The sequence below is a fragment of the Xylanibacter rarus genome, assembly GCF_001275135.1.
In the GTDB taxonomy this organism is placed as follows: domain Bacteria; phylum Bacteroidota; class Bacteroidia; order Bacteroidales; family Bacteroidaceae; genus Prevotella; species Prevotella rara.
This window is the reverse complement of record NZ_LFQU01000009.1, coordinates 52,094-74,169: the sequence shown is the minus strand read 5'-3', so window position 1 is coordinate 74,169 and position 22,076 is coordinate 52,094. Positions and strand designations below refer to the sequence as shown.

Annotated in this window: 9 protein-coding genes and 1 pseudogene; 3 read left to right on the top strand and 7 right to left on the bottom strand. The window is 42.0% G+C overall.

Annotation, left to right across the window (positions count from 1 at the left end; translation table 11 throughout):
• Positions 1-70: 70 nt before the first annotated feature.
• Together ACU52_RS06285 and ACU52_RS06280 are read left to right on the top strand one after the other, a co-directional pair.
• Entirely contained in the window at positions 71-1,816 is a 1,746-nt protein-coding gene (locus tag ACU52_RS06285; protein WP_239684883.1) for a pectate lyase, read from the top strand.
• 171 nt (positions 1,817-1,987) lie between these two features.
• Positions 1,988-3,070 (top strand): RICIN domain-containing protein, encoded by a 1,083-nt coding sequence (locus ACU52_RS06280; RefSeq protein WP_147630795.1) that lies wholly within the window; start codon positions 1,988-1,990, stop codon positions 3,068-3,070.
• Positions 3,071-3,639: 569 nt separating this feature from the next.
• On the opposite strand, the gene xyl3A is transcribed toward ACU52_RS06280, so the two are convergent.
• The 6 genes and pseudogenes from xyl3A to ACU52_RS06250 all read right to left on the bottom strand — a co-directional run bounded on the left by xyl3A (position 3,640) and on the right by ACU52_RS06250 (position 19,616).
• Complete coding sequence (gene xyl3A, locus ACU52_RS06275) at positions 3,640-6,216, bottom strand: xylan 1,4-beta-xylosidase (RefSeq protein ID WP_053398186.1); 2,577 nt, start codon at positions 6,214-6,216, stop codon at positions 3,640-3,642.
• Positions 6,217-6,622: 406 nt separating this feature from the next.
• A complete protein-coding gene (locus tag ACU52_RS06270) occupies positions 6,623-8,761 on the bottom strand; it encodes a pectate lyase family protein (protein ID WP_239684882.1) in 2,139 nt (712 codons plus the stop codon).
• A 166-nt stretch (positions 8,762-8,927) separates the two neighbouring features.
• On the bottom strand, positions 8,928-10,622 hold the full coding sequence (locus ACU52_RS06265; RefSeq protein WP_053398159.1) for a DUF5123 domain-containing protein: 1,695 nt from the start codon (positions 10,620-10,622) through the stop codon (positions 8,928-8,930).
• 21 nt (positions 10,623-10,643) lie between these two features.
• Positions 10,644-12,617 (bottom strand): RagB/SusD family nutrient uptake outer membrane protein, encoded by a 1,974-nt coding sequence (locus ACU52_RS06260; RefSeq protein WP_021853972.1) that lies wholly within the window; start codon positions 12,615-12,617, stop codon positions 10,644-10,646.
• A 20-nt stretch (positions 12,618-12,637) separates the two neighbouring features.
• A pseudogene (locus tag ACU52_RS06255) lies at positions 12,638-15,873 on the bottom strand (SusC/RagA family TonB-linked outer membrane protein).
• A 554-nt stretch (positions 15,874-16,427) separates the two neighbouring features.
• Positions 16,428-19,616: a pectinesterase family protein gene (locus ACU52_RS06250; protein WP_147630794.1), complete on the bottom strand. Its 3,189-nt coding sequence runs from the start codon at positions 19,614-19,616 to the stop codon at positions 16,428-16,430.
• 331 nt (positions 19,617-19,947) lie between these two features.
• Here ACU52_RS06250 and ACU52_RS06245 point away from each other — a divergent pair, with 331 nt between their 5' ends.
• Positions 19,948-20,628, top strand: coding sequence for a hypothetical protein (locus ACU52_RS06245; RefSeq protein WP_021853976.1), 681 nt, complete (start codon positions 19,948-19,950; stop codon positions 20,626-20,628).
• A gap of 73 nt (positions 20,629-20,701) precedes the next feature.
• Here ACU52_RS06245 and ACU52_RS15270 read toward each other — a convergent pair whose 3' ends face one another.
• Positions 20,702-21,178: a carboxypeptidase-like regulatory domain-containing protein gene (locus tag ACU52_RS15270; RefSeq protein ID WP_262503054.1), complete on the bottom strand. Its 477-nt coding sequence runs from the start codon at positions 21,176-21,178 to the stop codon at positions 20,702-20,704.
• Between the last annotated feature and the right edge of the window lie 898 nt (positions 21,179-22,076).

Below are 22,076 nucleotides of genomic sequence, written 5' to 3'. Positions count from 1 at the left end.
TCTGACATTTATTAAAACAGATATAACAAAAGATAATTCTAACATCATTTAATTGAAAAAGAAACTCTTAATGACAACAGCAATGGCAGCGAGTGCCATTGCTGTTTCTGCGCAAGCTCCCGCATTCCCCGGAGCTGAAGGTCACGGACGCTACGTAACGGGCGGACGCGAAGGAAAGATTGTACATGTAACTAATCTGAACGACAGCGGTACAGGTTCTTTCAGATCTGCTGTCAGCGGATCTTCTAAGAAGATTGTCGTATTTGATGTTGCCGGAGTAATACCTCTGAAATCTGATATCAGCATCGGCGCAAACACCACCATTGCCGGACAGACAGCACCCTACCCCGGAATAACTTTAAGATACTATACTGTAAGACCGGGAGCAAACAATGTCATAAGATTTATACGCGTGCGCCGCGGACAGGAAAAAGACAAGAACGACGGAGCAGACGCAACATGGCAAAGAGAAACAACAGGTATTATTCTTGACCACTGCTCTTTCAGCTGGAGTATAGACGAAGTTGCCTCATTCTACGACAACAATAACTTTACAATGCAATGGTGTACTGTTGCCGAGAGCCTTAACAACGCCGGACACGGCAAGGGCGCACACGGCTACGGAGGCATCTGGGGCGGTAAGCTGGCAAGCTTTCACCACAACATGATAGCACACGTAACCAACCGCGTTCCGCGTTTCAACGGCGCACGCTATGAATGGAGCGGATACACGGGCAACAAACTGTACAGCACATATAACTGGAAGAACTCTGTTCAGGCCGAAAATGTAGACTTCCGCAACTGTGTGATGTATAACTGGGGCAACAGCAACGGCTGCTACGGAGGCCCCGGCGGCGGACAAATTAATATAGTGAACAACTACTATAAGGGCGGTCCGTCTACACCGGACAGCAAAGCAAAGAAGGTTACAGAAATTTCAGTTGCTGCTGATGGAAACTCTGAAGGACATCCGAAAATCTTCGGTATGACCAGCCGTTACTACATTGCAGGCAACACAACAGAAACTCACGGAGGTTCAATAACTCAAAACAGAGACTGGAGCGGCGTAAGCTATGACGACGGCACATACACCATCAATGGCGAAGAATATTCTAAGGACGTAAACAACTATTACGGAGATGCAGTTGAACACGTAGCAAACAGCGACGGCGAAATGTGCGTCAGAATAAAGATGGACGAGCCAGCTCCAATGGGCGAGGTTACAACCCACAGTGCAGAAAACGCATTCAGCAAGGTCATGCTCTACTGCGGTGCATCTCTTTATCGCGACGAGGTTGACGCCCGCTATATGGAAGAAGCCCAGACAGGTACGGCTACATATACAGGCTCTGTAACCAAGCAGGAAGGTCTTGTAGACCTTGTTTCTGATGTTAACGGATACACCGAAGCCAACTTCCCCACCGGTCAGCGCCCTGACGGCTATGACAGCGACAACGACGGAATGCCCGACGAATGGGAAATTGCCAACGGCCTTAATCCCAACGATGCCTCAGATGCAAGTCTGTATACTATAGACACACAGAAAGGATGGTACACCAACGTTGAGGTTTATATCAACTCTATCGTTGAGAATATCATGAAATCTCAGAACACGGATGCCATAAATACCGTTGACGAGTATTATCCTTCGTGTGTATCTACAGGCATAAGCAATGAAGTTACCACTTCTGAAATAAAGAAGATTGAATACTTCACACTTGGCGGAGCCAAGTTAAATGCACCAGCTAAAGGCATAAATATCAGAAAGATAACCTACGAAAACGGAAAGACAAAGACTGATAAAGTTATAAAATAAGATTCGTTTTATTAGACCTTTATGAAAAGAGTGAGGACATTAATGTTGCTCACTCTTTTTTTGATAAAGAATATTAACCACATTTTAACATAAAAAGAATTGTCCAATACAAATAAAATCTCTATTTTTGTAAAACATATAACAACATTAATAATTAAAAAAATTATGATTATGAAGAAAATTTTACGCTTATCTTTAGTTGCAATCCTGTCCCTTATATGCGGAACAGGATTTGCGCAAACTACATTCGACTTTGATAATGACTATGCGACATTGTTCCCGAGCCTGCCAGGAACATCAAGCAATGACTCTCACGATGGCGATTTCACAGAAGCAACAACATGTTCTATCGACGGAATATCAATAACAGTTTCAGCAAAAACAAGCGGCAATAACGAGAATCGTATTTGGTCATCAAGCCCACGTCTTCGTATGTATACAGGAACACTGACCATCACTGCCCCAGAAGGTAAAAAACTTTCAGGCATAGAATTTAACGCAGGTAAATGGAATGCCAACAATACAGTTGACAATGGTGAACTCAGCGTCGTTGGTAATAGCGCAACATGGACAGGTTCATCAAACAGTGTTGTTTTAAACATCGGTGGTAATACACAGATTAAATCTATTGTTGTTTACATTGAAGGCGATACACCTGAACCTATTGTAACAGCAAAATATAAAAAGGCTGACAAAATTGAAAGCGGAAAAGAATATTTGATTGTTGCTTTAAATGACGGTGTCTATAATGTGGCACAGCAGATAACTTCAACATACGGTTACCTTTATGTTGAAAGCGCAAAGGAAGAAAATGGTGTTATCGAACTTTCTGAAGACAATACAAATGCTTTCACTATTGAAGCTACTGACGGCGGTTACACAATCAAACAGAACAATGGAAAATATCTCTATCAGAAAGATTCATATAACAGTTTCAACGTTTCTGACACATCAACAGAAGGAGATGTTTGGACTATAGACGCTAATGCAGACGGAACATTTAAAATTACTAACGTTAGTGTAAACAAATACGTTCAGTATTCTGTAAACTATAAATCATTCGGAAGTTATGCAGATGAGCAGGGTATAATGCCTTATCTCTATGTAAAAGACGAAACAGGCACAAGCATCAGCGGCACAACAGTTGAGAAGTTTGACGCAAATGCTCCTGTTTACAACCTCGCAGGTCAGCGCGTAAGCAAGAACACAAAGGGCATTCTGATTCAGAACGGCAAGAAATTCGTTAACAAATAATCTTAAACAACAGATTATACATCATAAGGGATGCAGCTGTCATGGCTGCATCCCTTTTATTTTAATATATTCAACCGGAATGAAACAGACTGAGTAGTCTATATGAATTACGTCTTGTTACAACACATAAAACTAAATGAAGGGATGCAAAAGTTTTCTAAAATCAAAACCTTTAACGTGCGCAGAAAGGCCGTCGCGAAAATAAAAGACATCCCCGCCTTAAAATCCTGCATTTTACAGTATACAAGATAAAACATTGGTTATCAATACTTTATAACATTCGGGCATTAATTCACACTGTATAATAAAAGCAAAAGCATACCTTTCAGCGTGTAAAAGGTATGCTTTTATAACATAAAATGGCATGTTTTGCAGTGTCAAAAGGCTTGTTTTATAGCCAAAAGTCTATGGTTTTCATATCAAAACTCACCTTTCAGGCTGCTAAAAGCCATAGATTTTGAATGTTTTTAGGCCAATGACAGCCATCTGAATCGCTATTTCGCTATTTTAAAATGTCATGACTTTTTACTCGAGAAAATGTCGTGTTGCCAAACGAGTTTTCTGTTTTATCACTTCACATCCACGCTTATACGCTTCAGATCCTTGTCAGCGCTCGATGTTCCGACCATGATGTCATACCTGCCCGGCACCACTCTCATGGCATTACTCTGAGCATCCCAGCCCTCAAAAGCTTCACGCGGAAAATCTATTTCTACGGTCTTCGTCTCGCCTGCCTTAAGCTCAACACGCGCAAATCCGCGCAATGTTTTCAGCGGTCCTTCTGCATCTGCCGTGTTGCGCATATATGCCTGCACGATTTCTACTCCGTCACGACGGCCGGTGTTGCCAACCTTCACCTTTATCTTACCGGTTGAGGCGTCATAAGACGGCTCGCCTACAGCAAATGTCGTATAGCTTAATCCGTATCCAAAGGGGAACAGCGGTTCGCCCTTGAAATAGCGGTAGGTGCGGTTTGCCATATTGTAATCGTCAAACGGAGGCAGCTGACTGTCGTTCTTATAGAATGTAACAGGAAGCTTGCCGCCGGGATTGTAATCGCCAAACAGAACATCTGCCACAGCCGTACCGCCCTGTTCACCGGGATACCATGCCTGCAGAATTGCATCACATGTCTCGAGTTCTGGTGTAAGCGCAACCGCACTGCCGCTGCAATTGACCAGCACAACCTTCTTGCCTGCATCATGAAGAGCCTTGATAAGTTCGCGCTGAACTAAGGGAAGTTCAATGCTGGTACGGTCGCCATTGTCAAATCCCGGCTCCGTAACCTTAGCCTCCTCACGCTCCAGATTGGGCGATATACCGCCAACGAACACAACAGTGGATGCATCACCAACAGACTTGAGCACACCGGGAACTGTGAGTGTCTGCATTCTTGATACGTCAAAACTCAGCGAAGCGCCATTGCCAAACTGGATATAGTCGAGCTGCACAGAATAGTTGGCGCCGGCCTTAACCTTAATACGGCGTTCATTAAGCCTCACCTCGTTCTTATTATTTCTGTTTACCAAAGTGTCTCCGTTGACAATAAGGCGTATGCGTCCGTCATTCAGATATCTCACACACAGCGTCTCTGTCTTGTCAACCGTAAAGTTTCCGTTGAACCTGACAGAAAAATCTTTCAGCTCCACTCCCGGAGCAAATACGGTGTTGCCGCCGGTGTCAAACTGAGGATGGCTCGAATAATTGCCTTCATAAACAGGCTGTCCATCCATATCGGTGTTATTCCAGAACTTTGCTGTCATTCCGGCCTTGCCGTCAAGTCCTGTCATGCGTCCAAAAATGCTCTCACTCTCGGTCATTGACGTTATGTCGCATCCCTTGACATATCTTACGCCAGAGCCAAGCTTGTTGCGCATTCCCTCAAGCACCGTGATGGTGTGTGTAGGCTGACCGTAATATATGCCCCACATCATTGTCGAATCGGCAGCATTAGGTCCCATAACTACAATATCAGAAGCGTTCTTTGCCAACGGCAGAGTGTTGTTCTTGTTATGCAGCAGCACCATCTGCTCGCGTGCCATGTCGAGCGCCAGCTTCTTGTGGGCCTTGCTCGCTATAACACTTTCAGGAATGCGGGTCCACTCAACAAGGGAGTCGGGGTCAAAGTCGCCCAGTTCAAAACGTGCCTCAAGCAGCCGTTCTACACTTGTATTTATCTGTTGCTCCGTTATGGCTCCGGCCTTTACGGCATCAGGCAGAGCCTTATAGCTGTTTCCGCATTCGAGGTCGGTGCCGCTTATAACGGCTTTGGCTGAGGCTGAAGCAGCATCGGGTGAAACTTCATGGCAGCCAGGAGTCCAAAAATCACTGATGGCGCCGCAGTCGCTCACCACAAGCCCCTTAAATCCCCATTCGTCACGAAGGATCTGCCTAAGCAGCCTGTTGCTGCCACAGCAGGGCTCTCCCTCAAAACGCTGATATGCACACATAACCTCCTTTACGCCTCCCTTCTGCACAAGCGCCTTGAAGGCCGGCAAATAAGTCTCCCACAAATCACGTGGCGACAGGTTTTCGATGTCAAAATGATGGCGCGTCTTCTCAGGACCGCTATGCACGGCAAAATGCTTTGCGCAGGCATAAAGCTTCATATACTTATGTCCGGCCGGTCCCTGCAGGCCACGCACCACGGCAAGTCCCATGCGCGCGTTCATATATGGGTCCTCCCCATAAGTTTCCTGCCCGCGTCCCCATCTCGGATCACGGAAAATGTTTACGTTTGGAGTCCAGAACGAAAGACCCTGATAACGGCCCACGCTGCCCTTCTTTCTCTGTGCCGTATTCTTTGCACGTGCCTCATCGCTCACCGCCGTATATATACGCTCGAGCAACACATCGTCGAAAGACGCAGCCATTCCGATACATGAAGGGAACACCGTGCAATAACCGTTGCGTCCGACGCCATGAAGGGCTTCGCTCCACCATGCAAATCCGGGTATGCCTAATCGGGGTATTGCTTCTGACAGATCGAGCATCAGCTTGGCTTTCTCCTCAAGCGTCAACCTTGAACATAAATCAGCAGCACGTTCCTTTGCGGAAAGATTAGGATTCTGGTAAGGAAGAGTCTGAGCACCAGAAACAACAGAACAAAAGACAGCCGCTACAACAAATAGATTTCGCTTTTTCATCGTTTTCTTGGTATTATAGATTTTAAACAGTTTACAAGAACTCAAAAAGACTTTAAATAAAGTCACGATTTATCACATATGCAAAGATACTTAAAACCAAAGAAAAGTAAAAATATCACAAAATGTTTTTTATATGGTTCATCTGTTTATATACAAAACAAAATGCAAATGAACCAAAACAGGGAACCAAGCCTAATCAACTGGCTTCAAGTCAGTCATCATAATCAAGCCAAAATGGTGCTTTATATTGAACGGATTATTGTCTACTAACCCAAAATCAGTCTGAATAATTCTGACAAAACAGAAAATAAGAACTTCCTACAAACGCTTATTAAAACAAAAAGGCAGAAGCCATTATGATAATGACTTCTGCCTTAATAATTATTTTATCTGCTGTTTAAACATTCTATTTAACAACAAACTTCTTACCGTTACGGATATATATTCCGGGCTGCAATGAACCTTTCATTTCTACACCCTGCAGATTATATATCTTTCCTGCATTCTTTTCATCAGTATTGATTTCAGAGATGCCGGTTGGAGTTGTTGTTGTGAGAGAAAGTTTCCATACACACTGCTTGCCGGCTGCCTTAAACGTAAGTGTGCCTTCGGCAGGTGAAACAAGTTCTATATCATAAGACTTATACACCGGAGTTGTGCCTATTTTTGCAGGGAACACATAGTCAGTCTCTGAATATTCCATGCCGTTAAGCTCTGCGAGATAGCTGTCGCCGTCAGCATAGTTGTCGTATCCATAGATGCCTACTTTTGTAACCTTCTTGCCTGAAGGAATGTTCACAGTAAACTGCACTCCGCTTGAATACTTGACACAGCCCTGCTCGCCTTTCGAATAGCCTTTACCGCCATCATTAGAAATGCTGAAACCGTTGTTGAAAATCCATAAAGCAGAATTTCCAGAATCAGAATTAAGATATGTATCTGATGAAAGTTCATAAACAACAGTATCACCATCTGACGGGTCGTTGTCATCATCATAAATCTGATTGCCGCTAAGAAGCGTTCCGCCTTCATTGCCAGCCTCCATTATCTCGGCAACAATACTGTTCATGTATCTCTCAAGATTTGAATATCCGTCAGCTCCTATGGTCTTTCCGTCACTGGCATTATTCTTGTCAAGTCCGTTTGCGTCTTCCCATGCATCAGGCATACCGTCGCCATCGGTATCTAACGGAGCTGCCTCAGATTTCAGTTCAGGCCATGCGCTCCAATCATCTCCTGCATCAGGGAAAGCCTGCTTCAAGTCGTCCTGGCTGTCAATAATGCCCGGCAACTTGCTTGTTGCACTGGATGTACCTGTGCATGACGCACCGCCATTACGCGTATCGTTTACAACTAGTTCGTCAACCCAGTCTCTGTGCAGTGACGCTCCTGCATAGGCAAGCACCCTGTCATAAGCCATCTCAGCCGAATGTGTTGTTACGGCCTCAAACGTCAATGGTTCTGACAAGCGCATCGTGTCGCGGGTTTCCTGTGTGAACGTATTGTCGTTGCCGCTGTTGCTTATCTGATTGTAAATACCGTATGTCCAGTTGTCATTAGTAACATCAGAGTATTTAGGATTTACATTTCCGTCTACATAAAAGTCGCCCCAGACGTGCCACATTACATCCCATTCATTAGGTTTGTCTGTATCGTGATCTGTGTATTCAGAAGTACGGATGCCGATTCCTGCTATCCTCTTCTGCATATCAGTCTTCCTTGTATTTGTAGCAGGTCCTGGCTTATAATAATTGTTCACAATGTTAACATTCATGCCTTCACCGCCGTAACATCCATTTCCGGCCCAGTTGTATATAACATTGTTGCGCATATCCATACGCTCGTCTGTCTGTGTATCAGGGCGCGGGCCAAGGCGCGGAGCGCGTGACTCATGGTGAGCAAGAAGATTGTGGTGATAAGTTGCACCAGAACCTCCCCAGTTACCGCCATATCCATGAGCACCCTTTGAATGGCCGGACTCACGAAGACTCTGCGCAGCAATACACCACTGAACTGTTGTGTTCTCGCTTCCGTATACAGACAAGCACTCATCTATGCTCCAGCTTACAGAACAATGGTCGACAATTATATTCTTGTTGTCAGTACCTCCAAGACCATCGCCTTCATGGTCATCTACATATTTGTTTCCAAGTCGGAAACGCAAAAAACGCATAATAACATTATCCGTAGCTATTACAAAAGGATGATCAGCAATGCATATACCGTCACCAGGAGCAGTCTGTCCGGCAATCGTCACGTTACCGTTACGCAGTTTGAGTTCACTCTTCAAATGTATTGTGCCAGACACATCAAAAACGATGGTTCTAATTCCACTACGTTCGCACGCCCAACGAAATGATCCTGTACCGCTGTCATTAAGATTGGTTACATGGTATACAGCACCACCTCGTCCACCTGTGGTATAACGTCCAAAACCTTCAGCACCTGGAAAGGCTATCGGCTTATCCTGCGAGTATGCTGTCTGAAAAGAAGACAAGCACAACAATAATGATAATACCTTAAAAATAAAACTTGTTTTATACATAAAATGTAAACAACGAAAAATAGTTTCTTTATTATTAAAACAACGAACTGATAAAGCCCGTGAGATGAGTAAAAAAATTTATCTATAATATTATACCCAACTATGCTAATAAACGAAAATCAAAGAGGAGCAGAAAAGCCCTGCCCCTCTTTGATTTTATGAATGATTATTCTGCTGCGGGCCACCATCTTGGATCACCAGCACCTGAATTATCTAATGTTCCTGAAATGAAGTGGAAGTCTGCATTTGCCGGATCAACAAACAACTTATCTGATGTGTAATCAAGAATTGTTATGTTGGGGAAGCCCTTAGACTTATAGAAGTCGCTTGCGCAATATGAGTTCACAACTTCAGGTTCAATCTTTGCTCTGATGTTCTTGTTTGTTGCCTCATCCGGAGTCTTACCGAATACGCAGTTAAATACAGAGAACGTCTCAGGACCATAGGTCTTATCGTTGAAATCGATAAAGTACTGACCACTACCGTTGTTGTTATAGAAAGTACAATACTCCATGTAGATTGAGTTCATGTTCACTTTCTCACTATAGATAAAGGTCTTACCCGTAACACAGATATTCCAGAAAGTGCTGTTTGTCATCTTAATGTTGTTAACATATACAGCCTGGTTTCCATTGTCATCAACATGTATGAATGAATATCCTGAGCCAAGATCATGCATCAAGCAGTTATCGATAACCAGATTGTTGATAACCTTAGCCTCGCTACCCTGCAGGCGGAAGAAAGTATTCTTCATACCAGAAACTTCACAGTCAGTGAATTCAATCTTGTCTACAGTACAAGCCTTGCTCTGGTTAATCAGATAGTTAGCGCCAGAACCGTCATCAACAATCTTCAGATGCTGGAATGTTATGAAGTTATGTGAACCAGCGATGTCAATGCTCTTCAGCAGACGCAATACAGGTGTTTCACCACCACCACGGCCAAAGAAGTTAACAGACATTCCGTCAGGAACTGTAAGTGCACCCGGATCGCTCTGAGTATCATCACCAATAACCTCAATTGTCTTGTCTGCCGGGAATACAATTGTAACGCTTACATTACCAGAACCTGTTGCAGCCTGAGCTTTTGACAGGATTTCATCCATAAGAGCCTGGTTGAATCTTTCAATGTCAGCATCAAGATACTCTGTATAACTTGCAGCAGGAGGTGCAGCAGAAGTTGTAACAGTCTGTGTACCACGCTTAGCCTCACCATTATATATTATAAAGGTGTAAGTTGTCAGAGGAGTCAGACCTGTAAACGTATGAGTTTGTTCTGCCTTATCTGTTTCAGTCAACACATAGTCAGTTGTGTCAGTGCCCTGAACAACCAGGATGTTTGTTACAGAATCAGCCGGTGCATTCCAACGTAATGTAACCTCAGAATCTGTATAGTCATCAGCCAGCACCTCATCAAAGATCTGCTCTGCCTGAGTTTTAAAAGATTCGCCTTCCTTATAATAAACCCACTTAGACTCTGCCTTTGTATCAGACATTGTCTTTATTCGCATATAATACTTAGAGTCACCGTCAAGACCTGTCAGAACAACAGGAGACTTTCTGATTTCCTTGTTCAGTCCAAAAACTTTGGCACGCTCACCGCCCATTGCGATTTCGTCATACAAAGAGTCTTTGCTGACCTCGATAACAAAATATAAAGAGTCCTTTGTGGCAGACATTGCCGAGAAAGTAACAGTTGCAGTTGTTGCAGTTGTTTCAACAGTAATGTCGTCCTCTCCAACTCCAAACAATCTGTCAAAAGCACTGTCCAAGCCCCAGTCGTTTCCGTCTGTACAAGAAACCACAGAGAGACCTAAAAACATTATCAGTATTGAACTGAAAAATTTATTAATAGTTTTCATCCTTTTTTAATTTACTGTAAATTAATAACCGTATGAGTTACTTAAGTATCCCTGTGAGTCAGAGATTGTTGTCAAACTTATAGGCATCAAATAACGATTCTTAACTGCAACACCTGCATCCATCGAATTTACATCATTGCCAACAAGTCCGCTACATATAGAAGGAAGGTTTGTATTTACCTGAGTATCTGTTCCTGATTCAAGATCAGCCTTTCCGAACCAGTCGCAGCTGTCTTGATAATCTGCCTCATTAACTTCCTCGACAGGTGTATACCATGTCACAGAAGAGAAATCGATACGACTCTTTGAGTCATCTGTATAGTTGAAGAACACTTTTTCAGGATATGTTCCATCAGCAAGCTGACGCAGATATGTCTGCTTAAACTCATAAATCTTCTGAACAAGCAGGTTCCAACGAATCAGATCATATTTGCGGAAGCCTTCACCTGCAAACTCCCATGCATTCTCCTGTACGATACCATCGTTGAAGAATCCTTCCTTATCTGACGGCAGAGAAGCCACATAAGCCTGAGCTTCAGCCTTATGCTCGTCATCGTAAGCACGCTCATGTACGAGAGCCAAAGCCTGACGGGCTGTCAAGCCAGCATTATCAGGATATGTTGCATCAGGACCTCCAGCCAATTCGTTCATACACTCTGCATAGAAAAGCAGTACATTAGAATAACGCATCTTAACAGGATTGATACCAGTCATGTGCTTTGAGTCAATCTTCTGGTTGTCAGAAAGCCATGTTTCAGACATCCATCTTGGATTCCATTTTCCTACATAAAGTCCAAATGGAGCATTCTTAAGCATCTTTTCAACAGCCTGCTCAGCTCTATTGTCGCTACCGCTTGTAGTAGTGATTTCGTAAGGAGCAACAGTTACGTCACGGCGTGTATCGTTCTGCTTATAAGAATAGAAGAAAGGAGCTGTCAACTTAACTTTACCGCTAGAGTTACCATTACCAAATGTAGCATTATCCTTTGTAATACGCACACCAATTGTATAACCAAGCTCACTTGTAACGTTATACTTCATAGGTATCTCGAACAAGTTCTCCTGATATGTCAAATCCAATGTCTGCTGATTGATAAGATACCACTCATTTTCGAACGAAGGATTCAACTGGTGCTTGCCAGATACGATAACGGCTGTAAGATGCTTCAATGCTTTCTCATAAAGAGCCTTACGCTCCTCTGCACCAGGACGCTGTGTCGGATACACAGGATCTGAATAACTAGCTGTCTCATATCCGTCCTTAGCCTTCTCACGTATAGCATAACCTGCACGTGTCATGGCTATCTGTGCCAACAGGGCGTGAGCATAGCCCTTTGTTACATGCTCTGTGGTATATCCATTCTCACCAGCCCAAGGCAAAAGTTTTGTAGCTTCCTCAAGGTCAACCATTAATGTGTCCATAATAACATCGCGGTCAGTCTTGGCCATGAACGCATTGCTCAAATCAGGCTGAGATGTTTCGAGTTTCATAGGAATATCACCCCAGTAACGCAACATGTCAAAATATACCATAGCTCTGATAGTCAAAGCTTCACCGAGATAACGGCCCATTTCCTGGTATGAATCATTGCCTTCAACAAAAAGTGGGCTTTGGCGAATGCCTTCAATAATATCATTAGCATCCTCAATGATTCCATACATTGCTGTCCACTCATCTGTAAGAGTGCTCCATCCTGTAGAAACATTATAGTTTCCGGCACCACGGTTACCTGCTTCATAAGCACCGTTTCCTAGACCGTCTACAAGCTCGATATCACTGTTTATATTGGTTGTAATACTCCAATCCTGTGAATAAGTACGGTCTTGACCCATACCACCATAAAGTTTATTCACACGCAAACTTGTGTAATATGTTGAGTTATACACAGTTGTTTGATTCATTTCCGAAGGAGAATTCTGATCCAGGAAATCAGAACAAGATGAAAGTCCCAAAATTCCCGCAGAAAGAATCATCATTGAAAATATCTTTTTCATAATTTCTATATTCTTAAAATTTAGAATGTTACGTTAATACCTCCTACAAATGTACGGCTCTTAGGATATGCCGCATAATCTATACCAGGACACATAGGAGTCTTCTTACTGCTTGTATCAACTTCAGGATCATAGCCATCATATCCTGTGATACAGAAGAGGTTATAACCTGTGAAATAGAGTCTGATATTCTCAATATTCATAGCCTTAACCCACTTCTTAGGAAGTGTATATCCTACTGTAATATTCTGTACGCGCAAGAATGAAGCATCCTCAACTGCATAATCAATAAGGTACATCTTTGAAACACCTGCAGGGTTATACATAACCTTACCCTGGTTGATTTCGTTCAGACGTGCCATAACAGCCTCAGCGCTACCATAAGCAGCAATTGTGTTTGTTGAAGGACGGCCTAAGTTAAGACCTGTCTCAGGGTCGATCCATGTATAACGGTTCTCAAGATTAAAGTCTGCAACCAGGTTGTAGTTCTTGCTTGAACCTGCATAGAAAGAGTTTGCAAGTTTTGTACCGTTAACCAGCTTGTTGCCAAGAGAATAGTTGAAGAATACGTTGAAGTCAAAGTTACCTATGCGACCGTCAAATCCGAAACCACCTGTTGTAGGAGCAACAGTATTGCCAAGACGCTGCTTTATAGGATCACCATTTTCGTCAACCTGCACTTTAAGAACGCCGGGATAGAGACCGCCAAAGTAAGTATAGCTGTTGTCTTTCAGTCCTTCACGCAAAGACCATGTTCCATTTGCATTCAGCACGAGGTCACCTGTGCCTGTGGCAGGATCATAAACGGTATAGTAACCATTTGTCTTGTATCCCCAAAGTTCTCCCAGACGACCACCGGCAACAACACGGAAGTCCTCATACTGCTCAAGAGTCTTACCACTCCAACTTGAGCTCTGCCATGGGCTGCCGCTGTTAAGTTCTTCAATCTTGTTGCGGTTGTAAGAAATATTGAAATTAAAGTTCAATCCAAAGTTCTTCTTGTCAACAAGTACAGCGTTGATTGCAAGTTCAACACCCTTGTTTGATGTCTTACCAAAGTTCTGGAACTGAGTTTCATATCCTGTGCTTGAAGGAATTACTGTTTCCATAAGCAAATCCTTTGTTGTATTCCAGTAGAAATCCAAAGTACCGCTGATTCTGTTATTCCAGAAGCCGAAGTCAATACCCAAGTTACGTGTTATGGTTGTTTCCCATTTCAAGTCAGGATTATAAAGATATTTACCATGCTCAAGCATTGAACCTGTAACGCCGTTGAACTCGGGAGCCTTTGATGTATTAGAAGCCATTGAATATAAGGGCTCGAGCAATCCTGAATTAATACGGTTGTTACCTGCTGTACCAAAGCTCAGACGAAGCTTCAAGTTAGAGAGCCAGTCAGATGCACCCTTCATGAAGTTCTCTTCTGACATACGCCATGCCAATGCAAGTGAAGGGAACCAGCCCCAACGGTTATTCTTGCCAAACTTACTTGAACCGTCAGCACGGAGAGTGAATGTTGCAAGATATTTGTCAGCCATTGTATAATTAATACGGCCGAAGTATGAAAGGATGTTTTCCTGTGCCTCAATATCGCCTTCGTTTGGAAGAGCTGTACCTGCTGCTGTATTTGCAAGAACCTCATCGATTGTCATTTCCTCTGGGAATGCAACAGAAACATTTGTACGTGTAATATCACGTGAACTGCTCCACTCCTGACCGATCATTACGTTAATATGATCACGGCCACCGAACAATTTTTGTTATCGTAAGTAACAGTGTTAGCATTGCGCCAGTTCTTATTCTCCAGTCTTACAAACATAGCCTGCGGCTGTCCGTTATATCCATATTTAGAGTTTGTAACGGCTCTTGCGCCCCAAACCTGGTCTGTATCATTATATTTCCAGCCGTAACCGAATTCAGTACGGAATGTAATGTTCTTGAAAGGTTTCCAGTTCAAACCTACATTATAGTTCTGAGAGAAACGCTCCTGATACTTATATGTATCGCTGATACGCTCAACCGGATTGCGTCGTGTATTAGAACTGTTTTCGCTGTCATCATCTACAGAAACCAAAGCCTCAACAGGATTCCACTTAACAGAGTTTGCTACAGCAGAGTTTGCTGCATTGCTTTCGTTGGTGTCAGCACCACCATTAAGACCTTTGAGCTTTGTGAAAGCCATACGGCCGTTGAAGTCAAGAGTCAACCATTCGTTAAGTGTAGCATTGATTTTTGCGTTAACGTTGTTCTTTGCATAACCAGAACCGAGCATGATGCTCTTTTCATCGTTGTGAGAGAAACCTACGTTATACTTGATTTCTTTTGAACCACCGCTAACATTAACATTGTATTGTTTCTGCAAACCAGTACGTCCGAAAAGTTCATCCTGATAGTCACGTCCTTCGATTGACTTCCAGATATCAAGGTCATCATAGTTTCCGTAAGCATCATTACCAAGTTCATACTGATAATATGCATAGTTGTAAGGATCCATTGTCTTGATAAGCTTAGTAACCTTCTTCCATCCCAGAGATGCATTGAAGTTAACCTGAGTCTTACCCTCTTTACCGCTCTTTGTTGTAACGATGATTACACCGTTTGCACCACGCGCACCATAAATAGCAGTAGACGAAGCATCCTTCAACACGTCGATGCTCTGAATTTCGCTGGGTGCGATGTCGCTGATGCTCTCAACAGGGAAGCCGTCTACTATATAAAGAGGTGAGTTGTCCTGAGACAAAGAACCTCCACCACGCACACGAATCTTGATGTCGGCGTCAGGAGAACCTTCTGTTGTTGTGATGTTAACACCGGCCATTTTACCTGTCATAGCCTCACTTACGCTTGAAACAGGAATGTTTGCGATGTCTTCAGCACTAACTGATGCAACAGAACCAGTCAAGTCTCTTTTCTTAACCGTACCATAACCGATAACGACAACGTCATCAAGATTTGTTGCCTCATCTTCAAGTACAACGTTGATGTTTGATTTTCCGGCAGCATTTACAGTCTTAGCCTTCATACCGATGTATGAAAACTGCAACTGTCCGTCGCCGGTTGTTTTAATAGAGAAATTTCCATCAAGATCTGTCACGGCGACATTCTTGGTACCTTTCTCCTGGACAGTCACACCGATGATCGGCTCACCGTTGGTGTCCTTCACATTACCTTTAACTGTTTGTGCAGAAAGACCGCTCACCACAAAAGTGAAAAGCACTAAAAGCACAATTCGAAAAGTTTTCAAATTACCAGACATAAATGTTATTAATTTAATTAAAAATAAAAAATATAAATTCATCTTACGACAAAACCACCATAAAGGGCGCAATTATGGCGTGTCCAAAACAGCCAAGCGCCGGACCCTTACGTACTCTATATCGCATAATAAAGGCTCATCAAACAAACATTTACATTGTTATTACCTTGTTTTTTGATATTAGTTTTTATAAGTTTGATAGTTTTGCCTGCAAAGATACGAAAAAAATACATTCCACAAAACAAAATCATTATTTTATACATAAAAAATTTAAATATATAAAACCCATAATTTTATTAACATATATAAATCTTCATGAATACAACTACAACAAAAGATTGTTAATTAGGATGTAGGTAAAAAGGATGTGAAAGTATTAACTTTTCGTATGCTCAAATAATCAACAGATAAAAAGCGACGGACAAAAGGAACAAAATAAATGCAGCATAAAAATACAATGACAGACAGAGACTAATGCATACAAACATTCTAAAATAAAAATGGTGGATACACATTTAAGCGCATCCACCATTACGTCTAAAAGCCCTTAATAACTATCTAATAATTTTGGTTGCTATCTGCTTACCGTCTTTCAACGTTTCTACTTTAATAACAATACCTTTATAAGAGCTGCCAACACGGGCACCCTGCACATTGTAATATGATGTGCGGACAACATCACCACCGGCAACAACAGAATCAGAGATACCTGTAGTTGTTGTTGAACCAGGGCCGAAACCTCCACACTCATTTGCAGCACGTACAGAATACTCAGAAGCATTTCCTTCTGTGATGTCATAAGAAGCTGATGTTGTCATTCCGACGAACTCACCATTTCTGAACACTGCATAAGCCAAAGCTCCGTCAACAGCATTCCATGTAAGTTTGTTTCCGTCAGCCTTCAGCACGTCCATGCTCTTCTGAGCTGTGTATGTTGCCGGATACCAGTTCCATGATTTAGAGATAGTCTCGAGTGAGTATTCTTCAGCCTGTTCAGCTGTAAGTATTGTTTCATAAGTATTGCTCTTGCTGTCCTTTGTAAATGTACAAACAAGTGAAGCTGGCGAAATAACCTTTCCGCTCTGATCCATAGTGTTATACTCTACAAATTTATCTGCAGGCACGTTCATTCCACCGAGAGTCCATCTGTTTTCATTAAGACGCTCCGGCTGCAGCAGAGTTGTATTTATGTAAGCACAGCGCGGGGTGTTGTTCCATGCACGGCCGTAGTTAAACTTCTCTGCCTTGCTGTCAATTGTACAACCACTGAATACATAACCAAACTTGTTTCCCTCTGATGAATTTGTAGAAGGAGCAGTAAGCGTACATTCACCTGAGCCGTCGGCATTGCGGGGTTCTACAGTAAGTGTACAGTTGTTAAAGAACACATCACCCTCACCGCAGATAAAGTCTACTGTTCCGTGAATGTCAGAATTCTCGAAATAGAAGTTTGAGTTGCTGTTTGAATAATATGTGTCCTGATAAGAAAGCATGCGTACATTCTTGCAGACAGTGTGCTTACCCTTGTCCTGGATAACAACGGCACGGCCGGCAAATCCGGGTTTGTAGTAGTCATAAGCATTCTTCAGGGTAAGATCCTGCAGATAAGTATTTTCACCTGTAATGAGGAATGTTGCAGAAACTCCGATACCTTCCTGCTCAGCCTCGTTTACGATTATTGTGTTATCCATGCTCTGACCGATTACAGAGATATTGTTTCCTGATATAGGTGTAAGCACGGCATTGCCAAGATCATAAGTTCCGTCCGGCACGAACACATAGGTACGCTTGTCTGAAGAAGAAGCAGCGTTTGCGATTTCAAGAGTTGTAAGGAAGTTACCGCCGTCGTTTGGTTTAACTACATAATAGCCCTGCTCGTTCATCTCAATAGGAGAATCTTCAACATTTGCTATCACGAGTTTGTGCAGATAAATTTCATTGCTTGACTTAAGAGTGACAGTTCCTGCCTGACCTTTATATTCGAGCATAACGCTCTTGCCGTCTGTTGAATCATATCCGGGAGCAGTAGCAACCTCATTGCCTTCTGCATCATAGAGAGTGAGTGTAGCATCCTGCTTGCTGTAACGGCACAGTGTTGCAATAATATAAGCATGACCGCCGACCAACAAGTCTATCTTGCCGTTTGACTCGAGTGTCCATCCGTGTGCAGTATCGTGGAACTGGGCCTTCTCAGCGTTAAACGCCTCATGGTCTTCATCATAGAAATATTCGTCAGTGAGATTGAATGTATAGCGTGCAGATGTGCTTTCTGTCTCTATTTCTGTAACACCTGCATAAAGATTAAGGTCAGAAGTAACGACATCATCTATAGTAAACTTACGTCCACCATCTGCCTCAGCAAACCAGCCGCGGAATTTCTTTCCTTCAGCAACAGTAACACCTTCATCATCTCTCAATGTAGCGATGCTTGCATCTTTCTCCACTTTCTGTGAATTTTCCAGCACGCTTCCATCTATATTATAATAGGTAAGGGTGAAGTAAGGCTTGTGAACGAAAGTAATCTTATATGTCATAACGTCCTCGTTGGCCTTCACCTTTATTGTAACGACAGATGTTTCACCGACAGTTTCGTATGTAACGTCACCGTCAACCTCACCATTGTCGCAAGTTATATCTGTTACAGGATTCTCCAAAGACGGCAGTGGAGTTGCATTGGGCACCTCGATAGTTGTAGTCAGCACGCCGGCAGATGTCTCTTCGAAGATATCAGCTGCATGGTATGTCTCGTTATTGTAAGAGAAAGTTCCGAGAGACGGAGTAAGCGACATGTCTACATTACCATAAATGTCAAGCTGCAGAAGATATGCATTCTGATTGGTTGTGATATTAGTAAACTTCAGCTGACAGTTTGTTCTGTTGACATCACATGTAACTTCACAGCCGGCAGCCGGATTAGCCACACTTTCCGACAGGATAACCCAGTCGGCATCGCCGTCACCTTTAGCCCAAAGTTTCCAGCCACGATTTCCGCCTGTGGCACCATGTATAAAATGAACCTTTGTTACAGAAGCAAGTTTTGAAGTAATAATATAAGGATTGTCACTCTTTGCGGCCATCAGCATACCGCCAGTCCAATCAGGGAATTTACCAACATTAAAGTTGCTTGCACCAATCTGTGTATTGAAGATTGAGAATGATATCTCCTCATGGCTGTACTTGGTATTCCACTTTACAACAGTTTCTTCTTCTTTGGCAGCGGTCTCATAATCTCCCCATTCAGAAAAATTGGTAGAATACAATTCCTTTTCCTGAATGTTTGAGATGAATTTAACCTGAACACTATAAAGATAAGAACCTCCGGTTGCTATTACCTCAACATAGCCTTTCTCCAGATCCTTACTTTTAACATTATAAGTTGTTACATCTGACGTTGCAGCAACTCCGCCCACAGTAAACTTATACTGACCGGGATAAGACTTCACTGTAACAACATCGTTTACAGACTTTACAGGAACCTGCAGGATTGTTCCCTGATTAAACTGTGCATAATTGTTTTTCTCTGCGTTCAATTTGCCGTTTGTGGCGTCTACATGCAGCACAACACCATCAACGTTAGATTTCAGGTCGCCAGTCTTGCCTTCAAAATTCGTACTGGCACAAATGCCTAAAGGACTGTTATGCTCCCAGTCCCACAACGCAGTAACATCATTCTGTGCCTTAGCTACGATTGCAAACAGCGCAAAAAGGCACATGAGGGTCACTTTTTGTAACGATTTTCTCATATTTAAATTAGGTTAGTTAATATATTTTAGTAAATTATTTTTCAATACTTATATAAAGTTCGTTTGTTGCGTGCAAAGATATGAATAAAAAACAAATATACGATAAAAATTGATAAAAATATGGCGACAACTTCATCTTTAATGAAAATGCTGATTAAAACCATTAACTCAAAACATGCAAAAAGATAAAATATTTTCGATTTTTATCCCTTAAGAAGCATCTTATTAAAATAAATTATTATCTTTGCAGCGAAACAACAAGCTACGTGGAATAGAATAAAATATTATATCTTTTTTACAAATCAAATTATTAACTAAAAAATTAAGTCTTATGAAAAAAATTTTTACTCTTGTAGCAGCTGCTATGATGGCTGTATGTGCTAATGCGCAAGGAACTTACGCTGTACCAGACGATGGTTCAACACCTGAAGACAACATGGTGATAACAGACGTTGAGAACATCACTGTCACACTCGGAACCGGATTCAAGGAGAACAAAAGCAACACTAACCTTCCTGAATTTGTTGCCTACACACAAGGAAACAGCAATGCTGCTTTCGGAGAAGATGGTATAATTCCTGTTTCTGGAACATACTATGAATTCAAGCCTGCAGTAGACGGCTCACTGAAAGTTGGTGCCGTTATCGGTAACGGTAAAGAGTTCCGTGCAGTATGCGACGGCGCATATATGACACCCGGAACAGACTTCACTCTGGTTAACAAAGACGGCGAAACTGTTGAACTTGCAGAGGACAACACTCTCGCAGAGAAATTCTACGGATATGTAAACTTCGACGTTAAGGCAAACAGCACTTACTATCTTTACATGAAAGGTTCTAAGATGAGCTTCTACGGCTTCATCTTCTCAACAGGCGGATCTACTGGCATCTACGACATAACAAAAGACAACGTTGACGCCAACGCTCCTGTATACAACCTTGCCGGTCAGCGTGTAAGCAAAGAAACAAAAGGCATCCTTATCCAGAACGGCAAAAAATTCATCAATAAGTAAATAATATAGTTTACGTTATAATAAATGAAAGGGACAAAGCTCAAAACGACTTTGTCCCTTTTTATTTACACGATCAATAATCCTCCAGTATCTTTTCAAGACGCTTGCGTCTCTTTTCGTGCTTATGCCCCTTAAAATCAAAGAGCTTGAACATATCAAACGAGAACAAGCCCGACGGGGCCTTAAACTGTTTTGCATATTTAGACACCTCACCCTTTTTGATGCACACTATAGGTGCCTTTGCCGTAATGACAACCTCATCGAGCCGGTTGAGTTTGGGCATAAGCCATATTGTGTCACAAAGTTCCTTTCGGCTGTATACCCTGCTTTCATAACTTACATGTGAAAAAGTGACGCCGTTACACAGCTGACTGATTACAAAACGTCCTCTCGAATCGGTAATCACGGTTCCTTTCGGATTGATATACACTCTTACACCGGCTATCTGACGTTTGGTCTCCATATCGAAGACCACACCTGTTATTTGTGCACTGCCATCAATGCATATCAACAATAACACGAGACAGCCAAAAAGTCTGACAAGAAACATACATCCAATATTTAACCTCAAAAGGAATTCATGCAAATATAAGAATTTTATAGGCTCGAAATAACATGGCAGACGACCAATTATAAAACTTTCACGTAGTTTTAAGCCCATTAAGACCATGAACAAGATGAGGTTATTCAACATGCATATATCCATATAAAGGAATATTCAATATAACAAATCAGCCAGACTATCTATCCGGATAAAAGCATCTGTTTGAGAACTATTTTTCACAATTTAAACCAACAGCAGAAATATAGCATAAAAAACTGTAACCATTTCTATCACTAAAGATTACAAATAGAGCGTTTACGCATAGTCACACAAAAATTCTTTAAGCAACCAACACGCATTTACTTTCAAACTGTTAATGGCCGGTTTATGCATCGTAACTCGGCCACTTTTTAACCGTAAATGGCCGAGTTTTTATGTAAAACTCAATCGTTTATTTTTGATATTTTACAATATATCTAATTTTGTTTGCAGTATACTGGATTTAGTTGACAATTCTCCGTGTTAAAACTATATTTGTTTCCAAATCTTTTTTAAATTCAAATCAGGTTGTCACTGCCTTTATTAAAGTTAACCTTTGATTTCAGTTTGACATGCGCATAAAGTTATAACACTTCATCGTGTAAAAATCACAGCCATCACTATTTTTATAGCATGATGACAGACTTATATAATAAACAAAGAAAATCGGACCGAAAGGTAATTAAACATCTTATTATATAATTAAAAGCATACCTCTCCTTCAACAAAGAGAAATATGCTTTTAATCGCCAAGAACGGACAGTAAAAAATATTATAAAACGTCCATGAATCATTAAGATGTTTTATAGCGGAGAATGCTGCTCCGTGAACATCTTCAAATTATAATGCTAACTTAAATATCTTT

What these genes read in the sequence shown, in the direction of transcription:
- xyl3A (WP_053398186.1), bottom strand. Translation starts at nt 6,216, where the DNA reads ATGAAAAAGCGAAATCTATTTGTTGTAGCGGCTGTCTTTTGTTCTGTT.
- ACU52_RS06270 (WP_239684882.1), bottom strand. Translation starts at nt 8,761, where the DNA reads ATGTATAAAACAAGTTTTATTTTTAAGGTATTATCATTATTGTTGTGC.
- ACU52_RS06285 (WP_239684883.1), top strand. Translation starts at nt 71, where the DNA reads ATGACAACAGCAATGGCAGCGAGTGCCATTGCTGTTTCTGCGCAAGCT.
- ACU52_RS06245 (WP_021853976.1), top strand. Translation starts at nt 19,948, where the DNA reads ATGAAAAAAATTTTTACTCTTGTAGCAGCTGCTATGATGGCTGTATGT.
- ACU52_RS15270 (WP_262503054.1), bottom strand. Translation starts at nt 21,178, where the DNA reads ATGTTTCTTGTCAGACTTTTTGGCTGTCTCGTGTTATTGTTGATATGC.
- ACU52_RS06265 (WP_053398159.1), bottom strand. Translation starts at nt 10,622, where the DNA reads ATGAAAACTATTAATAAATTTTTCAGTTCAATACTGATAATGTTTTTA.
- ACU52_RS06260 (WP_021853972.1), bottom strand. Translation starts at nt 12,617, where the DNA reads ATGAAAAAGATATTTTCAATGATGATTCTTTCTGCGGGAATTTTGGGA.
- ACU52_RS06250 (WP_147630794.1), bottom strand. Translation starts at nt 19,616, where the DNA reads ATGAGAAAATCGTTACAAAAAGTGACCCTCATGTGCCTTTTTGCGCTG.
- ACU52_RS06280 (WP_147630795.1), top strand. Translation starts at nt 1,988, where the DNA reads ATGAAGAAAATTTTACGCTTATCTTTAGTTGCAATCCTGTCCCTTATA.